This is a genomic window from Streptomyces sp. NPDC012510 (assembly GCF_042955065.1).
Classification (GTDB): Bacteria; Actinomycetota; Actinomycetes; order Streptomycetales; family Streptomycetaceae; genus Streptomyces.
Genome location: NZ_JBIBEN010000006.1, coordinates 465,522 through 488,427, shown reverse-complemented (window position 1 = coordinate 488,427; position 22,906 = coordinate 465,522). Strand labels below are relative to the sequence as shown.

The 22,906-nt window shown below is 71.3% G+C and carries 23 protein-coding genes; 14 read left to right on the top strand and 9 right to left on the bottom strand.

The annotated features are described in order from the left end of the window. Window positions 1-212: 212 nt before the first annotated feature. On the bottom strand, window positions 213-896 hold the full coding sequence (locus ACFY9I_RS14825; protein WP_391001418.1) for an NAD(P)-binding domain-containing protein: 684 nt from the start codon (window positions 894-896) through the stop codon (window positions 213-215). A gap of 74 nt (window positions 897-970) precedes the next feature. Between ACFY9I_RS14825 and ACFY9I_RS14820 the strand changes: the two genes are divergently transcribed. Further along, window positions 971-1,342, top strand: a complete 372-nt coding sequence (locus ACFY9I_RS14820; RefSeq protein ID WP_391001415.1) for a winged helix-turn-helix transcriptional regulator — start codon at window positions 971-973, stop codon at window positions 1,340-1,342. Here the strand turns inward: ACFY9I_RS14820 and ACFY9I_RS14815 are convergent. Continuing rightward, a protein-coding gene (locus ACFY9I_RS14815; protein WP_391001412.1) for an IS5 family transposase occupies window positions 1,334-2,145 on the bottom strand; the annotation gives its coding sequence in 2 pieces (ribosomal slippage) (window positions 1,334-1,803 and window positions 1,803-2,145; 813 coding nt in all). The genes ACFY9I_RS14820 and ACFY9I_RS14815 overlap by 9 nt on opposite strands. Window positions 2,146-2,307: 162 nt before the next feature. Between ACFY9I_RS14815 and ACFY9I_RS14810 the strand changes: the two genes are divergently transcribed. Further along, the gene (locus tag ACFY9I_RS14810) at window positions 2,308-2,874 is read left to right on the top strand and encodes a TetR family transcriptional regulator (RefSeq protein ID WP_391001410.1); all 567 of its coding nucleotides are present in this window, start codon (window positions 2,308-2,310) and stop codon (window positions 2,872-2,874) included. Window positions 2,875-3,128: 254 nt separating this feature from the next. Here ACFY9I_RS14810 and ACFY9I_RS14805 read toward each other — a convergent pair whose 3' ends face one another. Both ACFY9I_RS14805 and ACFY9I_RS14800 read right to left on the bottom strand, forming a co-directional pair. After that, window positions 3,129-4,109 (bottom strand): DeoR family transcriptional regulator, encoded by a 981-nt coding sequence (locus ACFY9I_RS14805; RefSeq protein WP_391001407.1) that lies wholly within the window; start codon window positions 4,107-4,109, stop codon window positions 3,129-3,131. Window positions 4,110-4,363: 254 nt separating this feature from the next. Further along, window positions 4,364-5,812, bottom strand: coding sequence for an NAD(P)H-quinone dehydrogenase (locus ACFY9I_RS14800; protein WP_391001405.1), 1,449 nt, complete (start codon window positions 5,810-5,812; stop codon window positions 4,364-4,366). Window positions 5,813-5,998: 186 nt separating this feature from the next. On the opposite strand from ACFY9I_RS14800, the gene ACFY9I_RS14795 reads away from it, so the two are divergent. From ACFY9I_RS14795 to ACFY9I_RS14785, 3 genes are all read left to right on the top strand, one after another. Further along, a complete protein-coding gene (locus tag ACFY9I_RS14795; protein WP_391001403.1) occupies window positions 5,999-6,436 on the top strand; it encodes a gamma-glutamylcyclotransferase in 438 nt (145 codons plus the stop codon). A gap of 123 nt (window positions 6,437-6,559) precedes the next feature. Further along, window positions 6,560-7,384 carry a purine-nucleoside phosphorylase gene (locus ACFY9I_RS14790; protein WP_391001400.1) on the top strand — a complete coding sequence of 275 codons (825 nt, stop codon included), beginning with the start codon at window positions 6,560-6,562 and terminating at the stop codon, window positions 7,382-7,384. Between the two features lie 469 nt (window positions 7,385-7,853). Beyond that, on the top strand, window positions 7,854-9,485 hold the full coding sequence (locus ACFY9I_RS14785; protein WP_391001397.1) for a phospho-sugar mutase: 1,632 nt from the start codon (window positions 7,854-7,856) through the stop codon (window positions 9,483-9,485). Window positions 9,486-9,572: 87 nt separating this feature from the next. Here ACFY9I_RS14785 and ACFY9I_RS14780 read toward each other — a convergent pair whose 3' ends face one another. Next, window positions 9,573-11,336: a hypothetical protein gene (locus ACFY9I_RS14780; RefSeq protein WP_391001394.1), complete on the bottom strand. Its 1,764-nt coding sequence runs from the start codon at window positions 11,334-11,336 to the stop codon at window positions 9,573-9,575. A gap of 109 nt (window positions 11,337-11,445) precedes the next feature. After that, window positions 11,446-12,048: a PH domain-containing protein gene (locus tag ACFY9I_RS14775; protein ID WP_391001486.1), complete on the bottom strand. Its 603-nt coding sequence runs from the start codon at window positions 12,046-12,048 to the stop codon at window positions 11,446-11,448. A gap of 468 nt (window positions 12,049-12,516) precedes the next feature. Between ACFY9I_RS14775 and deoC the strand changes: the two genes are divergently transcribed. The 3 genes from deoC to ACFY9I_RS14760 are packed head-to-tail and all read left to right on the top strand — an operon-like array spanning window position 12,517 to window position 15,816. Next, entirely contained in the window at window positions 12,517-13,470 is a 954-nt protein-coding gene (gene deoC / locus ACFY9I_RS14770; protein ID WP_391001483.1) for a deoxyribose-phosphate aldolase, read from the top strand. Window positions 13,471-13,475: 5 nt separating this feature from the next. After that, window positions 13,476-14,912 (top strand): aldehyde dehydrogenase family protein, encoded by a 1,437-nt coding sequence (locus ACFY9I_RS14765; protein WP_391001391.1) that lies wholly within the window; start codon window positions 13,476-13,478, stop codon window positions 14,910-14,912. Beyond that, complete coding sequence (locus tag ACFY9I_RS14760) at window positions 14,905-15,816, top strand: aldehyde dehydrogenase family protein (RefSeq protein ID WP_391001388.1); 912 nt, start codon at window positions 14,905-14,907, stop codon at window positions 15,814-15,816. The genes ACFY9I_RS14765 and ACFY9I_RS14760 overlap by 8 nt, the downstream gene beginning before the upstream one ends. A gap of 104 nt (window positions 15,817-15,920) precedes the next feature. On the opposite strand, the gene ACFY9I_RS14755 is transcribed toward ACFY9I_RS14760, so the two are convergent. After that, window positions 15,921-16,325 carry a hypothetical protein gene (locus tag ACFY9I_RS14755; RefSeq protein WP_391001385.1) on the bottom strand — a complete coding sequence of 135 codons (405 nt, stop codon included), beginning with the start codon at window positions 16,323-16,325 and terminating at the stop codon, window positions 15,921-15,923. A gap of 142 nt (window positions 16,326-16,467) precedes the next feature. Here ACFY9I_RS14755 and ACFY9I_RS14750 point away from each other — a divergent pair, with 142 nt between their 5' ends. Beyond that, window positions 16,468-17,106 (top strand): uridine kinase, encoded by a 639-nt coding sequence (locus tag ACFY9I_RS14750; RefSeq protein WP_391001383.1) that lies wholly within the window; start codon window positions 16,468-16,470, stop codon window positions 17,104-17,106. Window positions 17,107-17,303: 197 nt separating this feature from the next. Here the strand turns inward: ACFY9I_RS14750 and ACFY9I_RS14745 are convergent, their stop codons facing one another. Next, entirely contained in the window at window positions 17,304-18,107 is an 804-nt protein-coding gene (locus ACFY9I_RS14745; RefSeq protein WP_391001380.1) for a SigE family RNA polymerase sigma factor, read from the bottom strand. Between the two features lie 279 nt (window positions 18,108-18,386). Here ACFY9I_RS14745 and afsQ1 point away from each other — a divergent pair, with 279 nt between their 5' ends. The 5 genes from afsQ1 (at window position 18,387) to ACFY9I_RS14720 (ending at window position 22,323) form a co-directional block, all read left to right on the top strand. Continuing rightward, a complete protein-coding gene (afsQ1, locus tag ACFY9I_RS14740; protein WP_055515961.1) occupies window positions 18,387-19,064 on the top strand; it encodes a two-component system response regulator AfsQ1 in 678 nt (225 codons plus the stop codon). Window positions 19,065-19,111: 47 nt separating this feature from the next. Then, the gene (locus ACFY9I_RS14735; protein ID WP_391001377.1) at window positions 19,112-20,653 is read left to right on the top strand and encodes an ATP-binding protein; all 1,542 of its coding nucleotides are present in this window, start codon (window positions 19,112-19,114) and stop codon (window positions 20,651-20,653) included. Between the two features lie 50 nt (window positions 20,654-20,703). Continuing rightward, window positions 20,704-21,345, top strand: a complete 642-nt coding sequence (locus ACFY9I_RS14730; protein WP_391001481.1) for a hypothetical protein — start codon at window positions 20,704-20,706, stop codon at window positions 21,343-21,345. Between the two features lie 99 nt (window positions 21,346-21,444). Next, complete coding sequence (locus tag ACFY9I_RS14725; RefSeq protein ID WP_391001374.1) at window positions 21,445-21,999, top strand: VanZ family protein; 555 nt, start codon at window positions 21,445-21,447, stop codon at window positions 21,997-21,999. A 123-nt stretch (window positions 22,000-22,122) separates the two neighbouring features. Further along, the gene (locus ACFY9I_RS14720) at window positions 22,123-22,323 is read left to right on the top strand and encodes a PspC domain-containing protein (protein WP_391001372.1); all 201 of its coding nucleotides are present in this window, start codon (window positions 22,123-22,125) and stop codon (window positions 22,321-22,323) included. A gap of 116 nt (window positions 22,324-22,439) precedes the next feature. Here ACFY9I_RS14720 and ACFY9I_RS14715 read toward each other — a convergent pair whose 3' ends face one another. Further along, window positions 22,440-22,808, bottom strand: coding sequence for an ATP-binding protein (locus tag ACFY9I_RS14715; protein ID WP_391001370.1), 369 nt, complete (start codon window positions 22,806-22,808; stop codon window positions 22,440-22,442). Window positions 22,809-22,906 lie beyond the last annotated feature (98 nt).

Below are 22,906 nucleotides of genomic sequence, written 5' to 3'. Positions count from 1 at the left end.
ACGCCCACCGCTCCGGCACCATCAAGGGCCTGACCGCCGAGGTCGGCGCCTCCATCACCTCCGGCGCGTCAATCTGCGAGATCAAGGACTGACCCGCACGGCACGATTCCACCGCGCACCCGCGCCCCGAAAGGGGCGCGGGTAACCGCGCGACAAGCCACGATCGACCGGCACACGCGCGACGTCCGCAATCACCCGAGCTCTTAGAACTCCTAACGAAAAGCCTTTTCGGTGGTTTGTGGTTCCTCGCCTCTCGGTCCGGCGGCATAGGCCAGCGGGGGTGCGATGGCTTGGGCATCGGCTCCCTCGCCGATCCATAGCCCGATGAAGAGTGCCGCGGTCGCTTCCAGGAGTCCGGCTCGTTCGAGAGAGCCGCCAGCCACGGGTTCACAGCCGACATGCTGCACCAACTGGTGTACGAGGGCGAGAGCCGTTTCGTCGTCTCCGCAGACCGGAACGGCCAGTCGGCGCCCGTCGAAGATGGGCGGCGACATACGCCACACGTCCTCGTGGCAGAGATTGAACGCCTTGACCACATGGGTTCCTGGTGCCGACGCGGCCAGTTGCTGTGCGGCCGAGAGGCCGCTCTGTGTCAGCAGCCGGAAGCCCGGGCCGACCGGATTGCAACAGTCGATCAGCACCTTGCCGTCCATGGCCGCTCGTAGTTCCCGCACCACACTCGTACCTGCGCCGAAGGGCAGCGCGACCAGCACCACCTGACCGAACTCGGCCGCCGCATGCAGGCTGACAGGCTTCGCGCTGCCCCCGAGTCGCGTCGCGAGTCGCTCCGCCTTGTGCATGTCCCGTCCTCCGACGGCCACGTCGTGCCCGGCCCGGACCCAGTGGGTGGCGAGCGCGTCCGCCATGTTGCCCGTCCCCAAGACGCCAATTCTCATCACGCATTTCCTCCCACGACCTGCTTGGACCATTCGCAACGACGCTAGAGGGCCTGTCGGGCACCATTTGGTACGTGACGACCGACGCTTTCCTCGCCGACTGCCGTGCTCGCCTGGCCTTCGACCTCCTGTCCAACACCTGGAACGCCGTGGTGCTCTGGGCCTTGCGCGACGGTCCCAGACGTCCGGTCGAACTACGCGAGCAGATCGGGGGGATCAGCTCCAAGGTCCTCACCGAGACTCTGCGGCGCTTGCAGTCCAACGGACTGGTGGAGCGGCGGGCACACCCCGGAGCGCCACCGCGCGTTGACTACCAACTCACCGCCCTGGGCCGGACTTTGTTGGCGCCCATCGACGCAGTAGGAGCGTGGGCCTTCGAGCATGGCGATGAGGTCATGGCAGCCCAGGAAGCCGAATGCACCGCCGCCCAGTGCCCCTCAGAGTGAGCGCAGCCGTCGCCAGCAGATGAGTGCGCAGCCGAGAGTGAGGAAGGCTTCGTGGATGTCGTCGCGGATCTCCCAGCGAATCCGCAGGCGGCGGAACCAGTGCAGGTGGGCGAATGCGCGTTCCACGACCCATCGTTGGGTGCCCAGGCCGGAGCCGTGCTCGGTGCCGCGGCGGGCGATCAGCGGCTTCACGCCGAGGTCCCAGACGAGGCGGCGGTACTTGTCGTGGTCGTAGCCGCGGTCGCCCAGCACCACGGCCGGGCGGCGCCGGGGCCGACCCCGCTTGCCGCGCACGGGCGGCACGGCCTGGAGGAGCGGGATCAGCTGGGTGACGTCGTTGCGGTTGCCGCCGGTCAGGGTGGCGGCGAGGGGGATGCCGGTGGCGTCGGTGATCAGGTGGTGTTTGCTGCCAGTTCTGCCCCGGTCGACGGGACTTCGTCCGGTCTTGGGTCCCCTTTTAACGCCCGGATGTGGGAGCCGTCGACGGCCGCCCGGGAGAAGTCCAGGGCGTTCGCGCCGCGCAACTTGGCGAGGAGGACCTCGTGCAGCCGGCGCCACACCCCGACCTCGGTCCATTCGGCCAGGCGGCGCCAGCAGGTCATGCCCGAGCCGAAGCCGAGTTCCTGCGGCAGGTGTTCCCAGGAGATTCCGGTGTGCAGCACGAACAGGATGCCCTGGAACACCAGCCGGTCCGGATGCCGCTTGCGTCCCGGATGCCGGGTCCGGCGCTCCACCTTGGGCAGCAGGTGCTCGATCACCGCCCACAGCTCGTCGTCGACTTCCCACGGCTTCGGCCGCGCCACCCCGCACCCCCAGATCACCAGTCCTGGACTGATCCAATCACCTCGAAGATCATTTCGTTAGGAGTTCTTAGGCTGGACCCCCCGGCGAGAGAGCAGGTGAGCGTCACAGTGAGCCCCACCCCGCACCAGGTCCCCGCAGGGAACTTCGCAGGGGCCCGTCCCATGCGAGCCGACGCCCGCCGCAACCGCGACCGCCTCCTCGCGGAGGCCCGCCTCGCTTTCGCGGCCCACGGAACGACCGCCTCGCTCGAAGACATCGCCCGCCGAGCGGACGTGGGCATCGGCACCCTCTACCGCCACTTCCCCCATCGTCAGGCGTTGTTGAGCGCGGTCTTCGAGGAAGCCGTGGGGGACCTGCTGGCCCGAGCGCGAGAGCAACTCGACGCGGCCCACCCCTGTTCGGCACTCGTCACCTGGCTGCGCGACATCATCACTCGCGCGGGCGAATACCGCGGCCTCGCACAGGCCTTGATGACGGTCTCGTACGCCGACGCCCGCGCCGAGGCCGAGAACACCTCGGACCTGGCCCGGTGCTGCGCCCCCATCCGTGAGGCGGGCACCGCCCTCCTCGAGCGGGCGCAGCAGGCTCAGGCCGTACGCGACGACGTGTCCATCGGCGACCTGCTCCAGCTCACCCACGCGATCGCGTTGGCCGCCGGGGAGACCCCGAACGATCCGGACCTGGCCGACCGCCTGCTGACACTGACCTTGCGCGGCCTTAAGCCGTAACCGGCAAGCCGCCGCGGTTGAAGCCGTAGTCCGGCAAGCCGCCGCGGCTCACCGGCGCCTCGGCGACACCACCCAGCCACTCCGCCACCGGCGGTCCAGCGGCCCGGCGGCGCAGCACCCGACGCAGTCGTCGGCGGGTCGGCGGCCCGGCGGCGCAGCCCACAGCGACGCGGCAACCCGCCCGGTCAGCGGTGTGACGACGCGCCCCACGGACGGCGTGCGACGGCACCCCACCGACGGCGTGCGACGGCGCCCTACCGACGGCGCAGATCCGCGACCCGAGCCGCCCGCTCCCTCTCCCGCTCCCCCGCCGAAGGCTGCTCCCCCAGGGCGGTCGCGCTGCGCAGTTGCGGAGCGGAACCGTGCACCTGAGTGCGGCGGGGTCCCGGAAGCGGCACGTCACGGCGCGACTGGCGTGCCGGGGCGGGCTCGCTTCCCGTACCACCACCGCCCGACGCCCCGGCCACGGAGATCTGCACACCCTGATCGGCCAGGGCCTGCAGCTCGGGGACGGCTCGGTCGTCGTGGCCGGGCGGGTCGTCGGTGACCAGCCGGGTGATCACATCGGTCGGCACCGTCTGGAACATCGTGTCGGTGCCGAGCTTGGTGTGATCGGCCAGGACGACGACCTCGGCGGCGGCCTGGACCAGCGCGCGGTCGACGGACGCCGACAGCATGTTGGACGTGGACAGGCCGCGCTCGGCGGTCAGCCCGCTCCCGGAGAGGAAGGCCTTGGAGACGCGCAGCCCCTGGAGGGACTGCTCGGCGCCGGAGCCGACCAGGGCGTAGTTGGAACCGCGCAGGGTGCCGCCGGTCATCACGACCTCCACCCGGTTGGCGTGGGCCAGCGCCTGAGCCACCAACAGGGAGTTGGTGACGACGGTCAGCCCGGAGACCCGCGCGAGCCGGCGTGCCAGCTCCTGCGTGGTGGTCCCCGCCCCGACCACGATGGCCTCGCCTTCTTCGACGAGGCTCGCGGCGAGGTCGGCGATGGCCGTCTTCTCGGCGGTCGCGAGATGAGACTTCTGCGGAAAGCCGGACTCCCGCGTGAACCCGCCCGGCAATACCGCACCGCCATGCCGGCGGTCGAGGAGTCCTTCTGCCTCCAGAGCGCGCACGTCCCGCCGTACGGTCACTTCGGAGGTCTGGACGACGCGGGCGAGCTCACGGAGCGACACGGCTCCATTGGCCCGCACCATTTCGAGGATCAATTGACGACGTTCTGCAGCGAACACGAAACTGACAGTAACGCCAGTGACCGTCTGCTTTCAGCAGTTTGCGCCGAATAGCAGAAGTTGTTCGCATGGCAGGGCTTGAAGTGGTATAGGGCCCAACCATGGCACTCCGGAGCCCACCATGCCGTACACATGCACGAAAATGCCCCGTGACCAGCCCCCACCGTGTTCGATCGGGCCGATCCGGGGCGAATCCGGGGCGTATCCGGGGCGAATCCGGAAATCGCTCGGGTGAGCGGTCCCGACAGGACCCGTCAGACTCCGCCGGCGGACTTGCGCGTGTGGAGCTGCCGCGCGACCTCGGCGATCGAGCCCGAAAGAGACGGGTACACGGTGAAGGCCTTCGCGATCTGTTCGACGGTCAGGTTGTTGTCGACGGCGATCGAGATGGGATGGATCAGTTCCGACGCGCGCGGAGAGACCACGACGCCGCCGACCACGATGCCGGTGCCCGGCCGACAGAAGATCTTGACGAAGCCGTCCCTGATGCCCTGCATCTTGGCGCGCGGGTTGCGCAGCAGCGGCAGCTTCACCCCGACGGCGTCGATGACACCGGCGTTCAGGTCGGCCTGGGTGTAGCCGACGGTGGCGATCTCGGGGTCGGTGAAGACGTTGGACGACACGGTCTTCAGGTTCAGTGGGGCCACGGCGTCACCGAGGAAGTGGTACATGGCGATACGGCCCTGCATGGCGGCCACGGAGGCGAGCGCGAAGACACCGGTGACGTCGCCGGCGGCGTACACGCCGGGAGCCGTCGTCCTCGACACCTTGTCGGTCCAGATGTGCCCGGACTCCTTGACCTTGACCCCGGCCTCCTCCAGCCCCATCCCGGCACTGTTGGGGATGGCGCCGACGGCCATCAGACAGTGCGAGCCGCTGATGACCCGCCCGTCGGCGAGCGTCACCTCGACCCGGTCCCCGACGCGCTTGGCGGACTGGGCGCGGGAGCGCGCCATGACGTTCATGCCCCGCCGCCGGAACACGTCCTCGAGGACGGCCGCGGCGTCCGGGTCCTCACCGGGCAGCACACGGTCACGGCTGGATACGAGCGTGACGTGCGATCCCAGCGCCTGATAGGCGCCGGCGAACTCGGCACCGGTCACACCGGATCCCACCACGATCAGCTCGTCGGGCAGCTCGTCCAGGTCGTAGACCTGCGTCCAGTTGAGGATCCGCTCGCCGTCCGGCTGCGCGTCGGGCAGCTCACGCGGATGCCCGCCCGTGGCGATGAGGACGGCATCGGCGATCAGGGTTTCCTCGGACCCGTCCGCGGCCCGCACGACGACCTTCCGCGACCCGTCCAGGTCCTGCTGGCCCTCCAGCCGGCCGCGCCCGCGCATGACCCGCGCGCCGGCGCGCGTCACCGACGCCGTGATGTCGTGCGACTGCGCCAGCGCGAGCCGCTTCACACGCCGGTTGACCTTGCCCAGGTCCACGCCGACGACACGCGCGGGCGTGTCGATGTGCGGGGTGTCGTCGGCGACGATGATCCCCAGCTCCTCGTACGAGGAGTCGAAGGTCGTCATCACCTCGGCCGTCGCGATGAGGGTCTTCGACGGCACGCAGTCGGTCAGCACCGACGCCCCGCCCAGACCGTCGCAGTCCACGACGGTCACCTCCGCACCGAGCTGCGCGGCCACCAGCGCCGCTTCGTATCCGCCGGGTCCGCCACCGATGATCACGATCCGAGTCACGTACTCCATTGTCCTGTACGACGGCCCGGGCCACCGCGTCGGGGTCGGAACGCCATGTGAGGGACGCGGGGCCGTGACATCTGCGGCCCCGCCGCGCGGCGCGACCGGCACGAGTCCCCGCACCCGCCACACCGCGGCCGCCCCCGGCCGTCAGCCACCCGGCCCCGAGCGGAGCGCTCCCGTACTCTCTCCCCCATGTCGCTCTACGCCGCCTACGCCGGCAACATGGACTCGCGCCTGATGTCCCGCCGCGCCCCCCACTCACCGCTGCGCGCGACCGGCTGGCTCGACGACTGGCGGCTGACCTTCGGCGGTGAGCACATGGGCTGGGAGGGCGCGCTGGCCACGGTCGTCGAGGCCCCGCGCTCCCAGGTCTTCGTGGCGCTGTACGACATCGCCCCCATGGACGAGGACGCGATGGACCGCTGGGTCGGCGTGGGCCTGGACATATACCGCCGGATGCGGGTCCGCGTACACACCTTGGAGGGCGAGGAACCGGCCTGGGTGTACGTCCTCAACGGTTACGAGGGCGGTCTGCCGTCGGCGCGCTACCTCGGGGAGATCGCCGACGCCGCAGAGTCCGCGGGCGCACCGCACGACTACGTGATGGAACTGCGCAAGCGACCGTGCTGAAAGGGCCCTGGGACATCACCCTGCCGACCCGCGCGGCATCGCTTGGAAACGACAAGACAACGATCCCGATCCCGTGCGCCCCGTCATCTACGCGCGTAGGCCCGAACCGGATACCCTCGTCGCGTGAACGCATCTCTTCTTCCGGACGACATCCAGGCCGACCCGTACGCCGCCGCCGACGCCGCGGCCGCGCGCCTGCGCGAGCTGACGGGTGCCGAGACCCACGACGTCGCCCTCGTGATGGGCTCCGGCTGGGCCCCGGCCGTGGACGCCCTCGGCGCTCCCGAGGCGGAGTTCCAGGTCACCGAGCTGCCCGGGTTCCCGCCGCCGGCGGTCGAGGGCCACGGCGGCAAGATCCGCTCGTACAAGATCGGTGACAAGCGCGCTCTCGTCTTCCTGGGCCGCACCCACTACTACGAGGGCCGCGGCGTCGCCGCCGTCGCGCACGGCGTTCGCACCGCCGTCGCCGCCGGCGTCAAGACGATCGTCCTGACCAACGGCTGCGGTGGTGTCCGCGAGGGCATGCGCCCCGGCCAGCCGGTCCTGATCAGCGACCACCTGAACCTGACGGCCGCGTCGCCGATCGTCGGCGCCAACTTCGTCGACCTGACCGACCTCTACTCCCCGCGTCTGCGCGCCCTCTGCAAGGAGGTCGACCCCTCGCTCGAGGAGGGCGTCTACGCCCAGTTCACCGGGCCGCACTACGAGACCCCGGCGGAGATCCGCATGGCCCGCGTCATCGGCGCGGACCTCGTCGGTATGTCCACGGTCCTCGAAGCGATCGCCGCGCGCGAGGCGGGTGCGGAGGTTCTGGGTATCTCCCTGGTCACCAACCTGGCGGCCGGTATGACGGGCGAGCCCCTCAACCACGAAGAGGTCCTCCAGGCGGGCCGCGACTCGGCGACCCGCATGGGCGCGCTGCTGACACGGGTCCTGAACCGGCTGTAACAGGGGGCTCCGCCGGGGGCGCGTTCTCAGGCTGCGGGGCCGGTGGGGGTTGCTCGCGCAGTTCCCCGCGCCCCTGAAAAGGCAAGGGCTGCGCCCCCTGCCTTTCGGCCCCGGCCCCGTGCCTTCCAGGCCCGCAGGAGCCTGCCCTTCGGACCCGCAGGAGCCTGGTCCTTCAGGCGCGCGGGGGCCTGATCCTTCGGGGGCGCAGGGGCCTGATCCTTCAGACCTGCAGGGCCTGATCCTCCAGGGGCTCAGAAGCCTGATCCTTCAGACCCGCAGGAGCCTGGTCCTTCAGGGGCGCGGGGAACTGCGCGAGAACCCCCACGCACCCGCACCCGCACCCGCACCCGTAGAACCCACGGGAGCGGGGTCGAAGGGGCGGCAGCCCCTGGGGACGGGACGGGTAGGGGCGGCGGGGGCGAGCACAATCGAACCGACGACACAAACAAAGAACGAGAGGTTGACCCCCGTGCACGACGACCTGATCGCCCGCGCCAAGGCGTGGCTGGCCGAGGACCCCGACCCGGAGACCCGGGACGAACTCGGCAGGCTGATCGACGCGGCGGACACGGCGGAACTGACCACCCGCTTCTCCGGCACCCTCCAGTTCGGCACGGCCGGCCTCCGAGGCGAACTCGGCGCCGGCCCCATGCGCATGAACCGCTCGGTCGTCATCCGCGCCGCCGCCGGCCTCGCCGCGTACCTGAACAAGCGGGGGGCCACCGGCGGCCTCGTCGTCATCGGCTACGACGCCCGCCACAAGTCCGCCGACTTCGCCCGCGACACGGCCGCCGTGATGACCGGCGCGGGCCTGCGCGCGGCCGTCCTCCCCCGCCCGCTGCCCACGCCCGTCCTGGCCTTCGCCATAAGGCACCTGGGCGCGGTGGCCGGCGTGGAGGTCACGGCCAGCCACAACCCGCCCCGCGACAACGGCTACAAGGTCTACCTGGGCGACGGCTCCCAGATCGTGCCCCCGGCCGACGCCGGGATCGCGGCCGAGATCGACGCCGTACGGTCCCTCGACGACGTACCCCGCCCCGACGCCGGCTGGGACACCCTCGACGACAGCGTCCTGGACGCCTATCTGGCGCGTACGGACGCGGTCCTCGCCCCCGGCTCCCCCCGCACCGCGCGCACCGTCTACACGGCCATGCACGGCGTCGGCAGGGACACCCTCCTCGCCGCCTTCGCCCGGGCCGGCTTCCCCGAGCCGGTCCTCGTCACCGAGCAGGCCGAGCCGGACCCCGACTTCCCGACCGTCGCCTTCCCCAACCCGGAAGAGCCCGGCGCGATGGACCTGGCCTTCGCGAAGGCCCGCGAGACCGACCCCGACCTGATCGTCGCCAACGACCCGGACGCCGACCGCTGTGCCGTGGCGGTCAGGGAGGGCGCCGACTGGCGGATGCTGCGCGGCGACGAGGTCGGCGTGCTGCTCGCCACCCACCTGGTCCGGCGCGGCGTCCAGGGCACCTTCGCCGAGTCGATCGTCTCCTCCTCCCTCCTCGGCCGTATCGCCGTGAAGGCGGGCCTCCCCTACGAGGAGACCCTCACCGGCTTCAAGTGGATCGCCCGTGTGGAGGGTCTGCGCTACGGCTACGAGGAGGCCCTCGGCTACTGCGTCGACCCCGAGGGCGTACGCGACAAGGACGGCATCACGGCGGCCCTCCTCGTCACCGAGCTGGCCTCGCGGCTGAAGGAGGAGGGCCGCACCCTCCTCGACCTCCTGGACGACATCGCCGTGGAGCACGGCCTGCACGCCACCGACCAGCTCTCGGTCCGTGTCGAGGACCTGTCGGTCATCGCCCGCGCCATGGAGCGGCTCCGCGAGCAGCCGCCGACCGCCCTCGCGGGCCTGACCATCACCAAGGCCGAGGACCTCACCCGGGGCACGGACAAGCTCCCGCCCACGGACGGCCTCCGCTACACCCTCGACGGCGCCCGTGTGATCGTCCGCCCCAGCGGCACCGAGCCCAAGCTCAAGTGCTACCTGGAGGTGGTCGTCCCGGTGGCCGAACACGCCGGCCTCCCCGCCGCCCGTGTCAAGGCGGCGGACCTGCTGGCGAAGATCAAGCAGGACCTCTCGGCGGCAGCGGGCATCTGACCCGCCCTCGCGGAGCACCCACGACGAAGCCCTCGGCCACATCGCGCCGGGGGCTTCCCCACGTCCCTGCCCCTGCCCTTCGGCCCTCTACGGCACGAACAGCAACGCCGCCACCCACACCACACCCAGCACCACACTCAGCGGCCACAACGCCATGCCCCGCCCCCGCTCGGGGCTCGTCCCGGTGGGGCGCAGCGCGGGGTCCCGCCACATGGCCGTGATCTCGGCGGCGACCTTCTCGTACGGGTGGATCAGCCCGAAGCGCCGCTCCAGCCGGGCCCAGCGGGGCGCGTGCGCCGTCCACGCGCCCCCGAAACGCGACCGTCGGCTGTCCACCGTCAGTTCGCCGCCCTCGCACTTCACGGTCATCAGGTGGTCCCACTCGACATGCCGCGTTCCCAGGGCCCCGTTGAACCAGAGCCCGTCCCGGTCGGCGGTGATCCGCCACGCGGCCATGCCCGGCAGCAGCGCCGCCCCGATGAGCCCGACCACGGCGCCCGGGACGTACCGCCACCCGCCGCCCTCGCTCAGCACCAGCACGGCGGCACACAGCACGGCCAGCAGACACACGGTCCGGTCGAGCCACCCGGCCCGCCACCGCCGTACCGCCCCCGAGCCCAGCCGCTCGGCGGTCAGGAGCGCTGCGGCCTCCCGCCGGTCGGCGAGGGCGGCGTTCCGGCGGGCCCGCGCCTTCTGGGCGGCGATCCGGTTCCGCACGGCCCTGTCGGACAAGGGCCGCACCGGCCCTATGGAGGCCTCCACGACGATCTCGGCGCTCCCGGCCCCCTGCTGCGCCTGCTGATCCGGCAGATCCAGCAGATCCGGCTCCTCGTCCTCGTCCTCGGGCGCGCTGACGATCACGACCTCGCCGCCGTCGTAAGGCGTCCCGTACAGAACGGCCTCGCGCAATACGCCGGGCTGCTCGTCGTCCCCCGCGCCGTTCTCGATCGCGTCGAACAGGACATCGGTCTCCTCGTCGCCGGGTTCGCGGTCGTCCTGGTCGTCCCCGTCCTCGTCCTCGTCGTCCCCGTCCTCGTCCTCGTACCACTCCTCGGCGGAGACGGTGAACACCGGCCGCAGCGCGTCCAGGTCGTCGGCGGCGAAGATCTCGACGTCACCGTCGGTGCCGTCCCGCATGAGCACACGGAGCACGGGGACGGGCCCCCGGCGCAGCTCGGCGGCCCGCCGCCGGCCGAACCACCCGGAGAGCAGCGCGGTGAATCCGCACCCGACCACGAACCAGCCGATCAGCATGCCTTCGCGCCGGTCCCCGGCGGCGGGCCAGCCGGACGCGAAGTGGACGAACAGGCCCCCTACGGCCGCCAGCACCAGGCCCAGTGCGATGAGGAACCGCCCGCGCCGCAGCGGCCCCACTCCGTCCGGGAGGGCGGCCGTCACGCCCTGCGAGGCCGCCAGGGCCCACCGCTTCTGCGTACGGCCGCCGCTGAGCCGGAACTCGGCCATCGCCCAGGTGGTGTTCACGGCGAGGAGGCCGATGACGAGCGCTGGGTCGTGACCGTCGCCGTACCAGGCCATGACAAGGGTCAGCAGGGGCGAGGAGACCCGGACGATCTCGGGCCGCACCAGGACCCACACCGCCTGCAGCGGCACCATCGCGGCGAGGGCGGGCCGCACCTCCGCGAAGTGGACCAGCCAGAAGCCGATCATCAGCCCGACCACGGCCACGGCGAGACGGTGTACGGAGCGGGTCCGCACCGGCACCCACACCGGTGGCCGCGACCGCGTCCACACTCGCGCCTGCTCCTCGCTCCAGGCGGCGCACCCCTCGGGCACTGTGGATTCGGGCAGCCGCCGCAACGGTTGCCCCGGGGACTGGAGATTCGTGCTCATCGCTACCTAGACACTCGGACTGCCACGGTGGTCGTCGTTCGTACGACCGTACGGCCCGGATCCGGGAAAGCCCTCAAACTCGAACCGCCCCCGGGGAGCGGCATCACGCTCAGCCGACGGCGATCAGGACCAGCAGCAGCACGGCGCCCGCCACCGCGGGCCCCATGATCTCCCAGGCCCACCGCACACTCGGCGTCCCTTGTGATGTGGCCGCCTTCGCCCGCGCCTCGCACAGTTCCCGCAGGTCGGCCATGATCTGGTCGGTCTCGGCCCGCACGGGCCGCCCGTCCGGGGACGTACGACCGCCACCATCGCCCTTCGCCGCCCGATGGGCCTCCCGGGCCTGGTGACGAGCCGCCTTCTTCCGGCCCCGCAGAGAGACGGGAATGGCCCAGAGCTGGTACTTCGTGCCGTCCTCGTCGATCACCTCGTTGGTGTAACCGGACCGCAGCGACGCGACACTCGCCCACGGCAGTTCGATCACCCGGAACGGATTGCGCACGCGCAGCCGATCGTCGTTGGCGAACACCGCCGGCCGTACCGAGAAGGCCGCCACCAACGGCACCGCCACCAACAGCGAGGCCAGCGCCAGCCAGGGCGTACGCCCCTGCCCCGACAGCACAGCGTCCCCGCCGAGCCACACGGACAGCCCCAGCAGCAGCACCCCGCCCACCAGCCCGGCGGGCGAGCGGTACGCCCGATCCTTGTACACGGGCTTGGGCTCGCCGGGCTTCGGCGTGGCGGCCGCCGTGGCCCCGGGGGCCTGCCCGGCCTCCGGCGTCCCGGAAGCCTGCCCGTCCTCCGGGGTCCCGGAAGCGCGCCCGGCCTCCGGGGTCTCCGAAGCCGTCACCGCCTCCGCACGCTTCCGGCCCGTCGGCGGATGCTCCGACTGGGGCGACGACTGATCCGAGGTGCTCATACGTCCGATTCTGCCCGACGCCCCGAGCGCCTCGCCGTCGAGGTGGCGCCGGAAGGGGAGCGGGCCATGTCGCGTGCGCCTCCGCCGCGTGGCCGCGACCGGCCGCGCGCGGGTGGGGCGGGTGGGCCGCGACCGGTCGCACCCCACCCGCACCACCCGCACCACCCGCACCACCCGCACCGGGGGCACCACCAGCACCCCGGGTCATGAATTCGAGGGCTGTACACCCGCTACGCGCGTAGATATGCTCGTCTGGTGACCATGTCCACAGCTGCACCCCACGCTCTCGCCGACGTCACCGCGTCCGACAGCACGCTGCGCCGCTTCCTCCACGGGCTGCCCGGCGTCGACCCGGTCGGCCTGGAGGCGCGCGCCGCCTCCCTCGGCACCCGTTCCATCAAGACGACCGCCAAGGCCTACGCCATCGACCTGGCCATCTCCATGGTCGACCTGACGACCCTGGAGGGCGCGGACACCCCGGGCAAGGTCCGGTCCCTCGGCGCCAAGGCGGTCCTCCCCGACCCCACCGACCGCACCACCCCCGCCACGGCCGCGGTCTGCGTCTACCCCGACATGGTGGCCACCGCCAAGGCGGCCGTGGCCGGCTCCTCGGTCAAGGTCGCCTCGGTCGCCACCGCCTTCCCGGCGGGCCGCGCCCCCCTCACCGTGAAGCTGGCGGACGTCCGTGAGGCCGTCGCCGCCGGCGCCGACGAGATCGACATGGTCATCGACCGCGGCGCGTTCCTCTCCGGCGACTACATGAAGGTGCACGAAGAGATCGTCGCCGTGAAGGAGGCCTGCGGAACGGCGGCCCGCCTCAAGGTCATCTTCGAGACCGGTGAACTCTCGACGTACGACAACATCCGCCGCGCCAGTTGGCTCGGCATGCTCGCGGGCGCGGACTTCATCAAGACCTCGACCGGCAAGGTCGCGGTCAACGCGACACCCGCCAACACCCTCCTCATGCTGGAGGCCGTCCGCGACTTCCGCGCCCAAACCGGCGTCCAGGTCGGCGTGAAGCCAGCAGGCGGCATCCGCACCACCAAGGACGCGATCAAGTTCCTGGTCCTGGTCAACGAGACCGCCGGCGAGGACTGGCTGGACAACCACTGGTTCCGCTTCGGCGCGTCCTCGCTCCTGAACGACCTGCTGATGCAGCGTCAGAAGCTGGCCACCGGCCGCTACTCCGGCCCCGACTACGTGACGGTGGACTGATCACCATGGCTTCCGCATTCGACTACGCACCGGCCCCCGAGTCCCGGGCGATCGTCGACATCGCTCCCTCGTACGGCCTTTTCATCGACGGCGAGTTCACCGAGGCCGCCGACGGCAAGGTCTTCAAGACGGTCAGCCCCGCCTCCGAGGAGGTCCTCTCCGAGATCGCCCAGGCGGGCGAGGCGGACGTGGACCGCGCGGTGAAGGCGGCCCGCAGGGCCTTCGAGAAGTGGTCCGCGCTCCCGGGCACCGAGCGCGCGAAGTACCTGTTCCGCATCGCCCGCATCGTCCAGGAGCGCTCCCGCGAGCTGGCCGTCCTCGAAACCCTCGACAACGGCAAGCCCATCAAGGAGACCCGCGACGCCGACCTCCCCCTGGTCGCCGCGCACTTCTTCTACTACGCGGGCTGGGCCGACAAGCTCGACCACGCCGGCTTCGGCGCGAACCCCAGGCCGCTCGGCGTGGCCGGCCAGGTCATCCCCTGGAACTTCCCGCTCCTCATGCTCGCCTGGAAGATCGCCCCGGCCCTCGCGACCGGCAACACGGTCGTCCTGAAGCCGGCGGAGACCACCCCCCTCTCGGCGCTGTTCTTCGCGGACGTATGCCGCCAGGCGGGCCTGCCGAAGGGCGTCGTCAACATCCTCCCCGGATACGGCGACACGGGCGCGGCCCTGGTCGCGCACCCGGACGTGAACAAGGTCGCCTTCACCGGCTCCACGGCCGTCGGCAAGCAGATCGCGAAGACGGTCGCGGGCACCCGCAAGAAGCTGACGCTCGAACTGGGCGGCAAGGGCGCCAACATCGTCTTCGACGACGCCCCGATCGACCAGGCCGTCGAGGGCATCGTGAACGGCATCTTCTTCAACCAGGGCCAGGTGTGCTGCGCGGGCTCCCGGCTCCTGGTCCAGGAGTCGATCCAGGACGAGCTGCTCGACTCCCTCAAGCGCCGCCTGTCCACCCTCCGCCTGGGTGATCCGCTGGACAAGAACACGGACATCGGCGCGATCAACTCCGAGGAGCAGCTCACCCGCATCACCTCGCTCGTCGAGCGCGGCGAGTCGGAGGGCGCCGAGCGCTGGTCCCCGGCCTGCGAACTGCCCACCTCCGGCTACTGGTTCGCCCCGACGCTCTTCACGAACGTCACCCAGGCACACACCATCGCCCGCGACGAGATCTTCGGCCCGGTCCTCTCCGTCCTCACCTTCCGCACCCCGGACGAGGCCGTCGCGAAGGCCAACAACACCCAGTACGGCCTCTCGGCGGGCATCTGGACCGAGAAGGGCTCCCGGATCCTGGCCGTCGCGAACAAGCTCCGCGCGGGCGTCGTCTGGTCCAACACGTTCAACAAGTTCGACCCGACCTCGCCGTTCGGCGGCTACAAGGAGTCTGGCTTCGGTCGCGAGGGCGGCCGCCACGGCCTGGAGGCGTACCTCGATGTCTGACAAGACCGACAAGACCGAGCAGCACCGTCTGAGCGTCTTCAAGACCTACAAGCTGTACGTCGGCGGGAAGTTCCCGCGTTCCGAGAGCGGCCGGGTGTACGAGGTGACCGACGCAAAGGGCAAGTGGCTGGCCAACGCGCCCCTCTCCTCCCGCAAGGACGCCCGTGACGCGGTCGTCGCCGCCCGCAAGGCGTTCGGCGCCTGGTCCGGCGCGACGGCGTACAACCGCGGCCAGGTCCTCTACCGCGTCGCGGAGATGCTGGAGGGCCGCAAGGGACAGTTCGTCCACGAGGTCGCCGACGCCGAGGGCCTGTCGAAGTCGAAGGCCGCCGCCCAGGTGGAGGCGACGATCGACCGCTGGGTCTGGTACGCGGGCTGGACCGACAAGATCGCCCAGGTGGTCGGCGGCGGAAACCCGGTCGCGGGCCCGTACTTCAACCTCTCATCCCCCGAGCCGACGGGCGTGGTCGCGGTCCTGGCCCCCCAGGACTCGTCCTTCCTGGGCCTGGTCTCGGTCCTCGCCCCGGTGATCGCCACGGGCAACACGGCGGTCGTGATCGCGAGCGAGAAGTCCCCCCTCCCGGCCCTCTCCCTCGGCGAGGTCCTCGCCACCTCCGACGTCCCCGGCGGCGTGGTCAACGTCCTCTCCGGCCGTACGGCGGAGATCGCGGCGCCGCTCGCCGCCCACCAGGACGTCAACGCGATCGACCTGGCCGGCGCGGACGAAATCCTGGCCAAGGAGCTGGAGATCGCCGCGGCCGACAATCTGAAGCGGGTCCTGCGTCCACAGCCTGTGGACGACTGGTCGGCGTCCCCCGGCATCGACCGTATGACGGCGTTCCTGGAGACGAAGACGGTGTGGCACCCGACCGGGTCGCTGGGCGCGTCGGGTTCGGCTTACTGAGGAGCGGCCCCTGCGGGGCGCCGGGGAACCGTGCGACCAGCCATGGACGGTGTGTGCACCGTCCCGGCGCACCGCTGTTCCCGGGCGCCCCCGCCCTGCGCCCGTCAGCCCTGCAGACCACCCACCACCTGACCCAGCACCGGAATGCTCCCGATCGACGGCGCCTGCGCCACCGGCCTCGTCAGCGCCTGCGAAGTGAGCGGCTGGAAGTCGGCGAGCTGCGTGCCCACGCCGTTGTCCAGGGGGTCGACGCCCGTGCCCGCGAGGGGGTTGGGCTTGAGACCGGCGACCGGGCCGGTGGCGTAGCCGACGACCCCGGTGAGCGCCTGCAGGCCCGCCTGGGGGTCGATATCGCCGAGCGTGGTGGGGCGGGTGTGCAGCTCCCCGATGGGGGCGGCGTCGTCCGCCGCCGCCGTGCCGGCGCCCGCACCGAGCGCGACCCCCACGGTGGTGAGGGCCAGCAACGCGCGCCGGGCGGTGGAGTTCTGGGATGCCGAGTGTCGAGCCATCAGTGGGGCCGCCTTCTCCTGTGCAGTTCCGTCACTTCGGAAAGTAAGCATGGAGACACGTACGGTAGTTGAGGTGTGATGTGTGCTCCAAGAGCGACCGCCGTCTCGGCGGGGGCCGCGTGATGCCTCACACTGGACTCTCGTGAGTTCGCATCTCCCGCATCCTTCGATACCGACCCGGGTCGTCCTGCTGTCCGGTCCGTCCGGCTCGGGCAAGTCCCTCCTCGCCGCCCGCTCCGGCCTGCCCGTGCTGCGGCTCGACGACTTCTACAAGGAGGGCGACGACCCGACGCTGCCGCTGGTGGAGGGCAGCACGGACATCGACTGGGACCACCCGCTGTCGTGGGACGCGGACACCGCCGTCGCGGCGATCGAGGAGCTGTGCCGCACGGGCCGTACGACCGTCCCGACGTACGACATCTCCCTCAGCGCGCGCACCGGCGCCGAGACCCTGCGCGTCGAGCCGACCACGGTGTTCATCGCGGAGGGCGTCTTCGCCGCCGAGATCGTGTCGCGCTGCCGTGAACTCGGCGTCCTGGCCGACGCGCTGTGCCTGACGCGGGGTCCGGTGACGACCTTCCGCCGCCGTTTCCTGCGCGATCTGAAGGAGGGCCGCAAGTCGGTGCCCTTCCTGCTGCGGCGCGGCTGGCGGCTGATGCGTCTGGAGCGTTCGATCGTGGCCCGTCAGACGGAGTTGGGCGCCCATCCGTGCGACAAGGGTGAGGCGCTGGGGCGGCTGGCCGCGGCGGGCGCGGGTCATGCGGCCGGGGCGACGGCCTGAAGCCACACGCGAAAGCGGGACCGGACGGACCCCCCGGCCCTCCAGTCCCGCTTCCCCCGTGTTCCCGCCGCGACCCCGTGTCCCCCGTGGCCGCGACGGTCGTATCCCCCCGGTTGTCACGGCGGCGCTCCCCACACCACCGTGAACTCCCGTTCCCCCGTACTTCCCCCCGCTTACTCGCTCCCCCCGCCAGACCTTCAGGCGACAAGCTCCCCGAAGGACTCCTCCTCGTCACGGCCGAAGCTGAGGACCTCGTCCTCGCGCAGCCGGCGGAGCGACCGCCAGATGCTCGACTTCACCGTGCCGACACTGATGTCGAGGATCGCCGCGATCTCCGGGTCGGTACGGCCCTCGTAGTACCGCAGGACCAGCATCGTCCGCTGGAGTTCGGGGAGCCGGGCGAGCGCCTGCCACAGGACGGCGCGCAGTTCGGTGCCGCGCATCGCGTCCGTGTCGCCGGCGGTCTCCGGCAGTTCCTCGGTCGGGTACTCGTTCAGCTTGCGGCGGCGCCACGCGCTGATGTGCAGATTGGTCATGGTGCGGCGGAGGTAGCCCCCGACCGCGGCCTTGTCGCTGATCCGGTCCCAGGCCCGGTAGGTCGAGAACAGCGCGCTCTGCAGCAGGTCCTCGGCCTCGAAGCGGTCCCCGGTCAGGTGGTAGGCGGTCGCGTACAGGGAGGCACGACGCTCCTGGACGTAGGCGGTGAACTCCGCCTCCGACACAGACCGGCGTTCCCCCGTGTCCTCCCCGTACGCGGCCCCCGTCGCCCCCGTCCCCCCGTGGACGACCCCTGTGCCGCTTCCCCCCACATGCCCGTCGACGACCGACATGAATGTGGTGTGCTGACGCCCGGTGACGCGAGCGCACCCCCGCCCTCCCCCACGCTCGACTGCGCTCGGGCAGGAGGGACCCCCATCGGCACCGGACTTCTCCGCGTTCCGGACGACGTCGTGGAGACGCGTGACAACTGCGCCAGTGCTCGTGCTGTGCAGCGTGTTCATCTCGCGCCCCCCATCGTGGAGTTCCGGTCTTCGGTGTGCTTGCTTCGGTGTGTTTCCTTGCCTGTGCCGAGAAGATTGCCCGCCCACTTTCATGGCCGTGTCCGCCGACTGTCACAGACCTGTCACAGGGGTCTGACGCACGGGCCGGGCCCAGGCAGAGCACAGGTCGATGACAGAGCAGAGTCGTACGGCTACGCGAACGGCACGTTCCTGTGCGGGTGTCGCGTGGGAGCGCTCCAACGGTCGATTCGGCGCCATGCCATGGGCCAGAATGAGCCCGTGCCTTCCCTGTTGCTGATCGAGGACGACGACGCCATCCGCACGGCCCTGGAGCTCTCACTGACGCGCCAGGGGCACCGTGTCGCCACCGCCGCCACCGGCGAGGATGGCCTCAAGCTGCTGCGCGAACAGCGGCCGGATCTGATCGTTTTGGACGTGATGCTGCCTGGAATCGACGGCTTCGAGGTGTGCCGGCGGATCCGGCGCACCGACCAGCTCCCGATCATCCTGCTGACCGCCCGCAGCGACGACATCGACGTCGTGGTGGGCCTGGAGTCCGGCGCGGACGACTACGTGGTCAAGCCCGTGCAGGGGCGCGTGCTGGACGCCCGGATCCGCGCGGTCCTACGGCGCGGTGAGCGCGAGGCCAACGACGCGGCGACCTTCGGCAGCCTGGTGATCGACCGCGCGGCGATGACCGTGACGAAGAACGGCGAGGACCTCCAGCTCACGCCCACCGAGCTGCGGCTGCTTCTGGAGCTGAGCCGCCGCCCCGGCCAGGCCCTGTCCCGGCAGCAGTTGCTGCGTCTGGTGTGGGAGCACGACTACCTGGGCGACTCCCGCCTGGTGGACGCGTGTGTGCAGCGGCTGCGCGCCAAGGTCGAGGACGTACCGTCGTCGCCGACCCTGATCCGTACGGTGCGCGGCGTGGGCTACCGGCTGGACGTTCCTCAGTGACGAAGGCCCGAGGGGGGATCCGCGGCTGGTCCGCGGCGCGCAGGAAAGTGCAGTCCCGCATCCGTTTCACCAGTCTGCGGCTGCGGCTCGTGGTCGTCTTCGGTCTGGTGGCGCTCACGGCCGCCGTGTCGGCGTCCGGTATCGCCTACTGGCTCAACCGCGAGGCCGTGCAGACGCGTGCGCAGGACGCGGCGCTCAACGACTTCGAGCGGGAGATGCAGAGCCATGTGAGCACCCTGCGCCCGAACCCGACCCAGGACCAACTGCGGATCGCGGCACGGAAGATGGCCGAGGGCGGCGAGCGGTCCAGCGTGCTGCTCGTCGCCGAGGGCGCCGACGGGAAGACGGTGTCCGGGTCCTCGACCGACAACGCGCTGGACGGCTTCTCGCTGGAGGACGTGCCCGCCTCCCTGCAGAAGGCCGTCGACAAGCGGCAGAAGATCACGTCGGGCAACCAGCACGCGTACCACGTGTACTGGCAGCGGGTCATCGACGGCGACACCCCCTATCTGGTGGGCGGAGCGAAGATGATCGGCGGCGGGCCGACCGGCTACATGCGCAAGTCCCTCGCGGAGGAGGCGAAGGACCTCAACTCGCTGGCCTGGTCGCTCGGCATCGCGACGGGTCTGTCGCTCATCGGCTCGGCGCTGCTCGCCCAGGCCGCCGCGACGACCGTGCTGAAGCCGGTGCAGCGCCTCGGGGCCGCCGCACGGCGCCTCGGCGAGGGCAAGCTCGACACCCGGCTGCGGGTGTCGGGCACGGACGAACTGGCCGATCTCTCCCGGACGTTCAACCTCGCGGCGGAGTCCCTGGAGAAGCGGGTCGACGACATGAGTGCCCGCGAGGAGGCATCCCGCCGCTTCGTCGCCGACATGTCCCATGAACTCCGTACGCCGCTGACGGCGATCACCGCTGTCACGGAGGTGCTGGAGGAGGAGCTGGACGCCGACACGGGCAGCCTCGACCCCATGATCGAACCGGCCGTACGGCTGGTCGTCAGCGAGACCCGGCGGCTGAACGACCTGGTCGAGAACCTGATGGAGGTCACCCGCTTCGACGCGGGCACGGCCCGCCTGGTCCTCGACGACGTGGACATCGCCGACCAGATCACCGCCTGTATCGACGCGCGCGCCTGGCTGGACGCGGTGGAACTGGACGCCGAGCGCGGCATCATGGCCAACCTGGACCCGCGCCGCCTGGACGTGATCCTGGCGAACCTGATCGGCAACGCGCTCAAGCACGGCGGTTCCCCGGTGCGGGTGTCCGTCCGTGTGGAGGGAGCGGACCTGCTGATCCAGGTGCGGGACCACGGCCCCGGCATCCCGGAGGACGTCCTGCCGCACGTCTTCGACCGCTTCTACAAGGCGAGTGCCTCCCGCCCCCGCTCCGAGGGCAGCGGCCTCGGCCTGTCCATCGCGCTGGAGAACGCCCATATCCACGGCGGTGGGATCACCGCTGCCAACTCCCCCGAGGGAGGCGCCGTCTTCACCCTCCGCCTGCCCCGCGACGGGGCGGCCCCGCCGGTCACGGAGGAACCGGACGGCGAGCAGGGCGACGGCCCGAAGGGCACCGAGGGGAACGGCCAGTGACGATACGAGGCGCGCGCGAGCGAGCGGACGCGGGAAGACAGGGCATACGGGTGCGAGACCTCCTCGTACGGGACTCACGGGTACGAGGCGTACGGGTCCTGGTGGCGACCGGGGCGCTGGCCGGACTGCTCGCCGGCTGCGGCATCCGGGCCACACAGGTGCCGACCGACTTCGGGCCGGCGCCCTCGATGGTGCCGTGCGAGCTGTCGGTGACGGACCTGGCGACCCAGACGGCCACCCCGGCCGGTATGCCGGTCGAGGTGTTCCTGCTCTGCTCCGGGGCGCTGGTGCGGGTCAACCGCTCGGTGGCGGTGGCCGAGGGAACGGAGGAAGCCGGGCGGCGCGTCGCCGTCGCACAGGGGCTGCTGGACGCCCTGGCCACGGACCTCTCCGACGTCGAGGGCGAGGCCGGCTACACCACCGCCGTACCGGCCGGCCTCGCAGTGACCGGTCCCCGCCCCGGCGACCCCGAGGACGCCCTGCGCCTGTCCACCGCCCCGGACTCCCTGCCGAAGTACGCCCTCGCCCAGATCGTCTGCACCTTCGCCGACTCAGCGGCCGCCGGCGACAACGGCTCGGTGGCACTGGGCAGCACGAGCGCCGAGTCGCTGCGGCGCTACGAGTGCACCCCGGAGGTCCAGTCGGACCCGGGAGCAGGGAACCCGCCGTCGACGGAGGTCAGGGGTTCCTGACTCCGGTCGGCCCCTCTCCTGGGCAACTGCGGAAGAGGCGGCGAACCAAGCCTCAAAAAGACTGCAACCGATCGTGCCGGGGGCCGCGTCTTGGGGGGCGTGCAGCCTCAAGGTACGAACGGCGGTAGCGCCGGGGTCCGTGTCCGTGCGGCGGGGGGTGTCCTCCTCGCCGCACATCTCGCGGTCGTTGCCTGGATCACGCTGCGTCCGCTGGACGTCACCTGGATGAGTCCCGCGAATCTGCGGCCGTTCGCGGGGATCAGAGCGGATCTGGCCCTGGGCTGGCCGGAGGCGGCCCGCCGGATCGGTGAGGGGCTGGCGCTGCTGGCTCCGCTGGGCGTCCTGCTGCCGATGGCACACGGCAGGCTGGCCGTGTCACCGCTCGCCTCGCTGGCCCGGTCGGTCACGGCCGGGGCGCTGCTGTCGCTGGCCATCGAGCTGTTGCAGACCGGGGTGCCCGGTCAGGTCGTCGACATCGACTCGATCCTGCTGAACACGGTCGGCGTGGGCCTCGCCCACCTCGTGGTCGTGCCCGTGGTCAGGTCGGCGCTGCGGCGCCGGGCCGAGACGCGGGTGCGGGCGGCGCGTCTTCGCAGGGAGGAGACGTCTCAGGGTCGGACCCCGACGATTCCCAGGGTCGGAATGGCTCCGTAGAGGGAGGCTTCGTCCGCTTCGTCACCGTAGCGTCGAAGGTGTGGAAATGAGAGCGGCGGTCACTAGGAGGCCCCGCCCCACGGTCGGCCCCGGCCGACGTCCTACGCTGACGAAGGAGCCCTCATGAGCCGCCTCGCCCGCCCCATCGAAGGCCGGATGATCGGCGGAGTGTGTGCCGCGCTGGCACGGCGCTTCGGCACCTCCGCCACCACGATGCGCGTGATCTTCGTGGTGTCGTGCCTGCTTCCGGGCCCGCAGTTCCTGCTCTACATAGCCCTGTGGATCCTGCTCCCCTCCGAGGACAAGGCCCGCACGGCCTGGTGAGAGGCCCGCCCGGCGCCGCCCGCCGTCCACCGACAGACGCGACGCGTACACCGATGGGGCGCACCCCCACACAGGAGGTGCGCCCCATCCATGTCGTACGGGGGGAGCGGTGCGGCTCAGGCGGTGGCGCCACCGAGGGGCAGGCCGTTCACGCCGAGGCCCTTGGCGGGGAGGGTCTTGCCGACGGGCAGACCGCCGAGCAGCCCGGCGACAGGGGCGGCCGGGCCCTCGGCGAGGAGGCCGACGACGGCGGGCTGGGCGCTCTCCAGGCCGGCGCCGAGCGCCTTCTGCCCCTGGGTGACGGCACCGGAGGCGGCCGGCAGCGTCTTCGAGACGTTCTCCACGGGCAGCGCCTGGGTGACGGTGCCCACGGCCTGGGAGGCGTCGGGGGCGCCCGGGGCGGCGTTCGCGGCGCCCGCGCCCGCGGCGGCGATGGCGGCACCGACGACGGCGACACCGAGGGTCTTGGCAGCAGACTGCTTCATGTTGAATGCGTCCTTGGAATGCGTGTGACGGGTGAGCGGTGCCGAAACGTAAACACCAAAGTCCCGCCGGAGGCAAACATCGAAAAGCGGCCGCGTCG

Bases quoted from the DNA above. Each gene is read 5' to 3' on its own strand.
- ACFY9I_RS14765 (WP_391001391.1), top strand. From the start codon at position 13,476: ATGGCTTCCGCATTCGACTACGCACCGGCCCCCGAGTCCCGGGCGATC.
- ACFY9I_RS14755 (WP_391001385.1), bottom strand. From the start codon at position 16,325: ATGGCTCGACACTCGGCATCCCAGAACTCCACCGCCCGGCGCGCGTTG.
- ACFY9I_RS14795 (WP_391001403.1), top strand. From the start codon at position 5,999: ATGTCGCTCTACGCCGCCTACGCCGGCAACATGGACTCGCGCCTGATG.
- ACFY9I_RS14810 (WP_391001410.1), top strand. From the start codon at position 2,308: ATGCGAGCCGACGCCCGCCGCAACCGCGACCGCCTCCTCGCGGAGGCC.
- ACFY9I_RS14760 (WP_391001388.1), top strand. From the start codon at position 14,905: ATGTCTGACAAGACCGACAAGACCGAGCAGCACCGTCTGAGCGTCTTC.
- deoC (WP_391001483.1), top strand. From the start codon at position 12,517: ATGTCCACAGCTGCACCCCACGCTCTCGCCGACGTCACCGCGTCCGAC.
- ACFY9I_RS14720 (WP_391001372.1), top strand. From the start codon at position 22,123: ATGAGCCGCCTCGCCCGCCCCATCGAAGGCCGGATGATCGGCGGAGTG.
- ACFY9I_RS14715 (WP_391001370.1), bottom strand. From the start codon at position 22,808: ATGAAGCAGTCTGCTGCCAAGACCCTCGGTGTCGCCGTCGTCGGTGCC.
- ACFY9I_RS14780 (WP_391001394.1), bottom strand. From the start codon at position 11,336: ATGAGCACGAATCTCCAGTCCCCGGGGCAACCGTTGCGGCGGCTGCCC.
- ACFY9I_RS14825 (WP_391001418.1), bottom strand. From the start codon at position 896: ATGAGAATTGGCGTCTTGGGGACGGGCAACATGGCGGACGCGCTCGCC.
- ACFY9I_RS14745 (WP_391001380.1), bottom strand. From the start codon at position 18,107: ATGAACACGCTGCACAGCACGAGCACTGGCGCAGTTGTCACGCGTCTC.
- ACFY9I_RS14800 (WP_391001405.1), bottom strand. From the start codon at position 5,812: ATGGAGTACGTGACTCGGATCGTGATCATCGGTGGCGGACCCGGCGGA.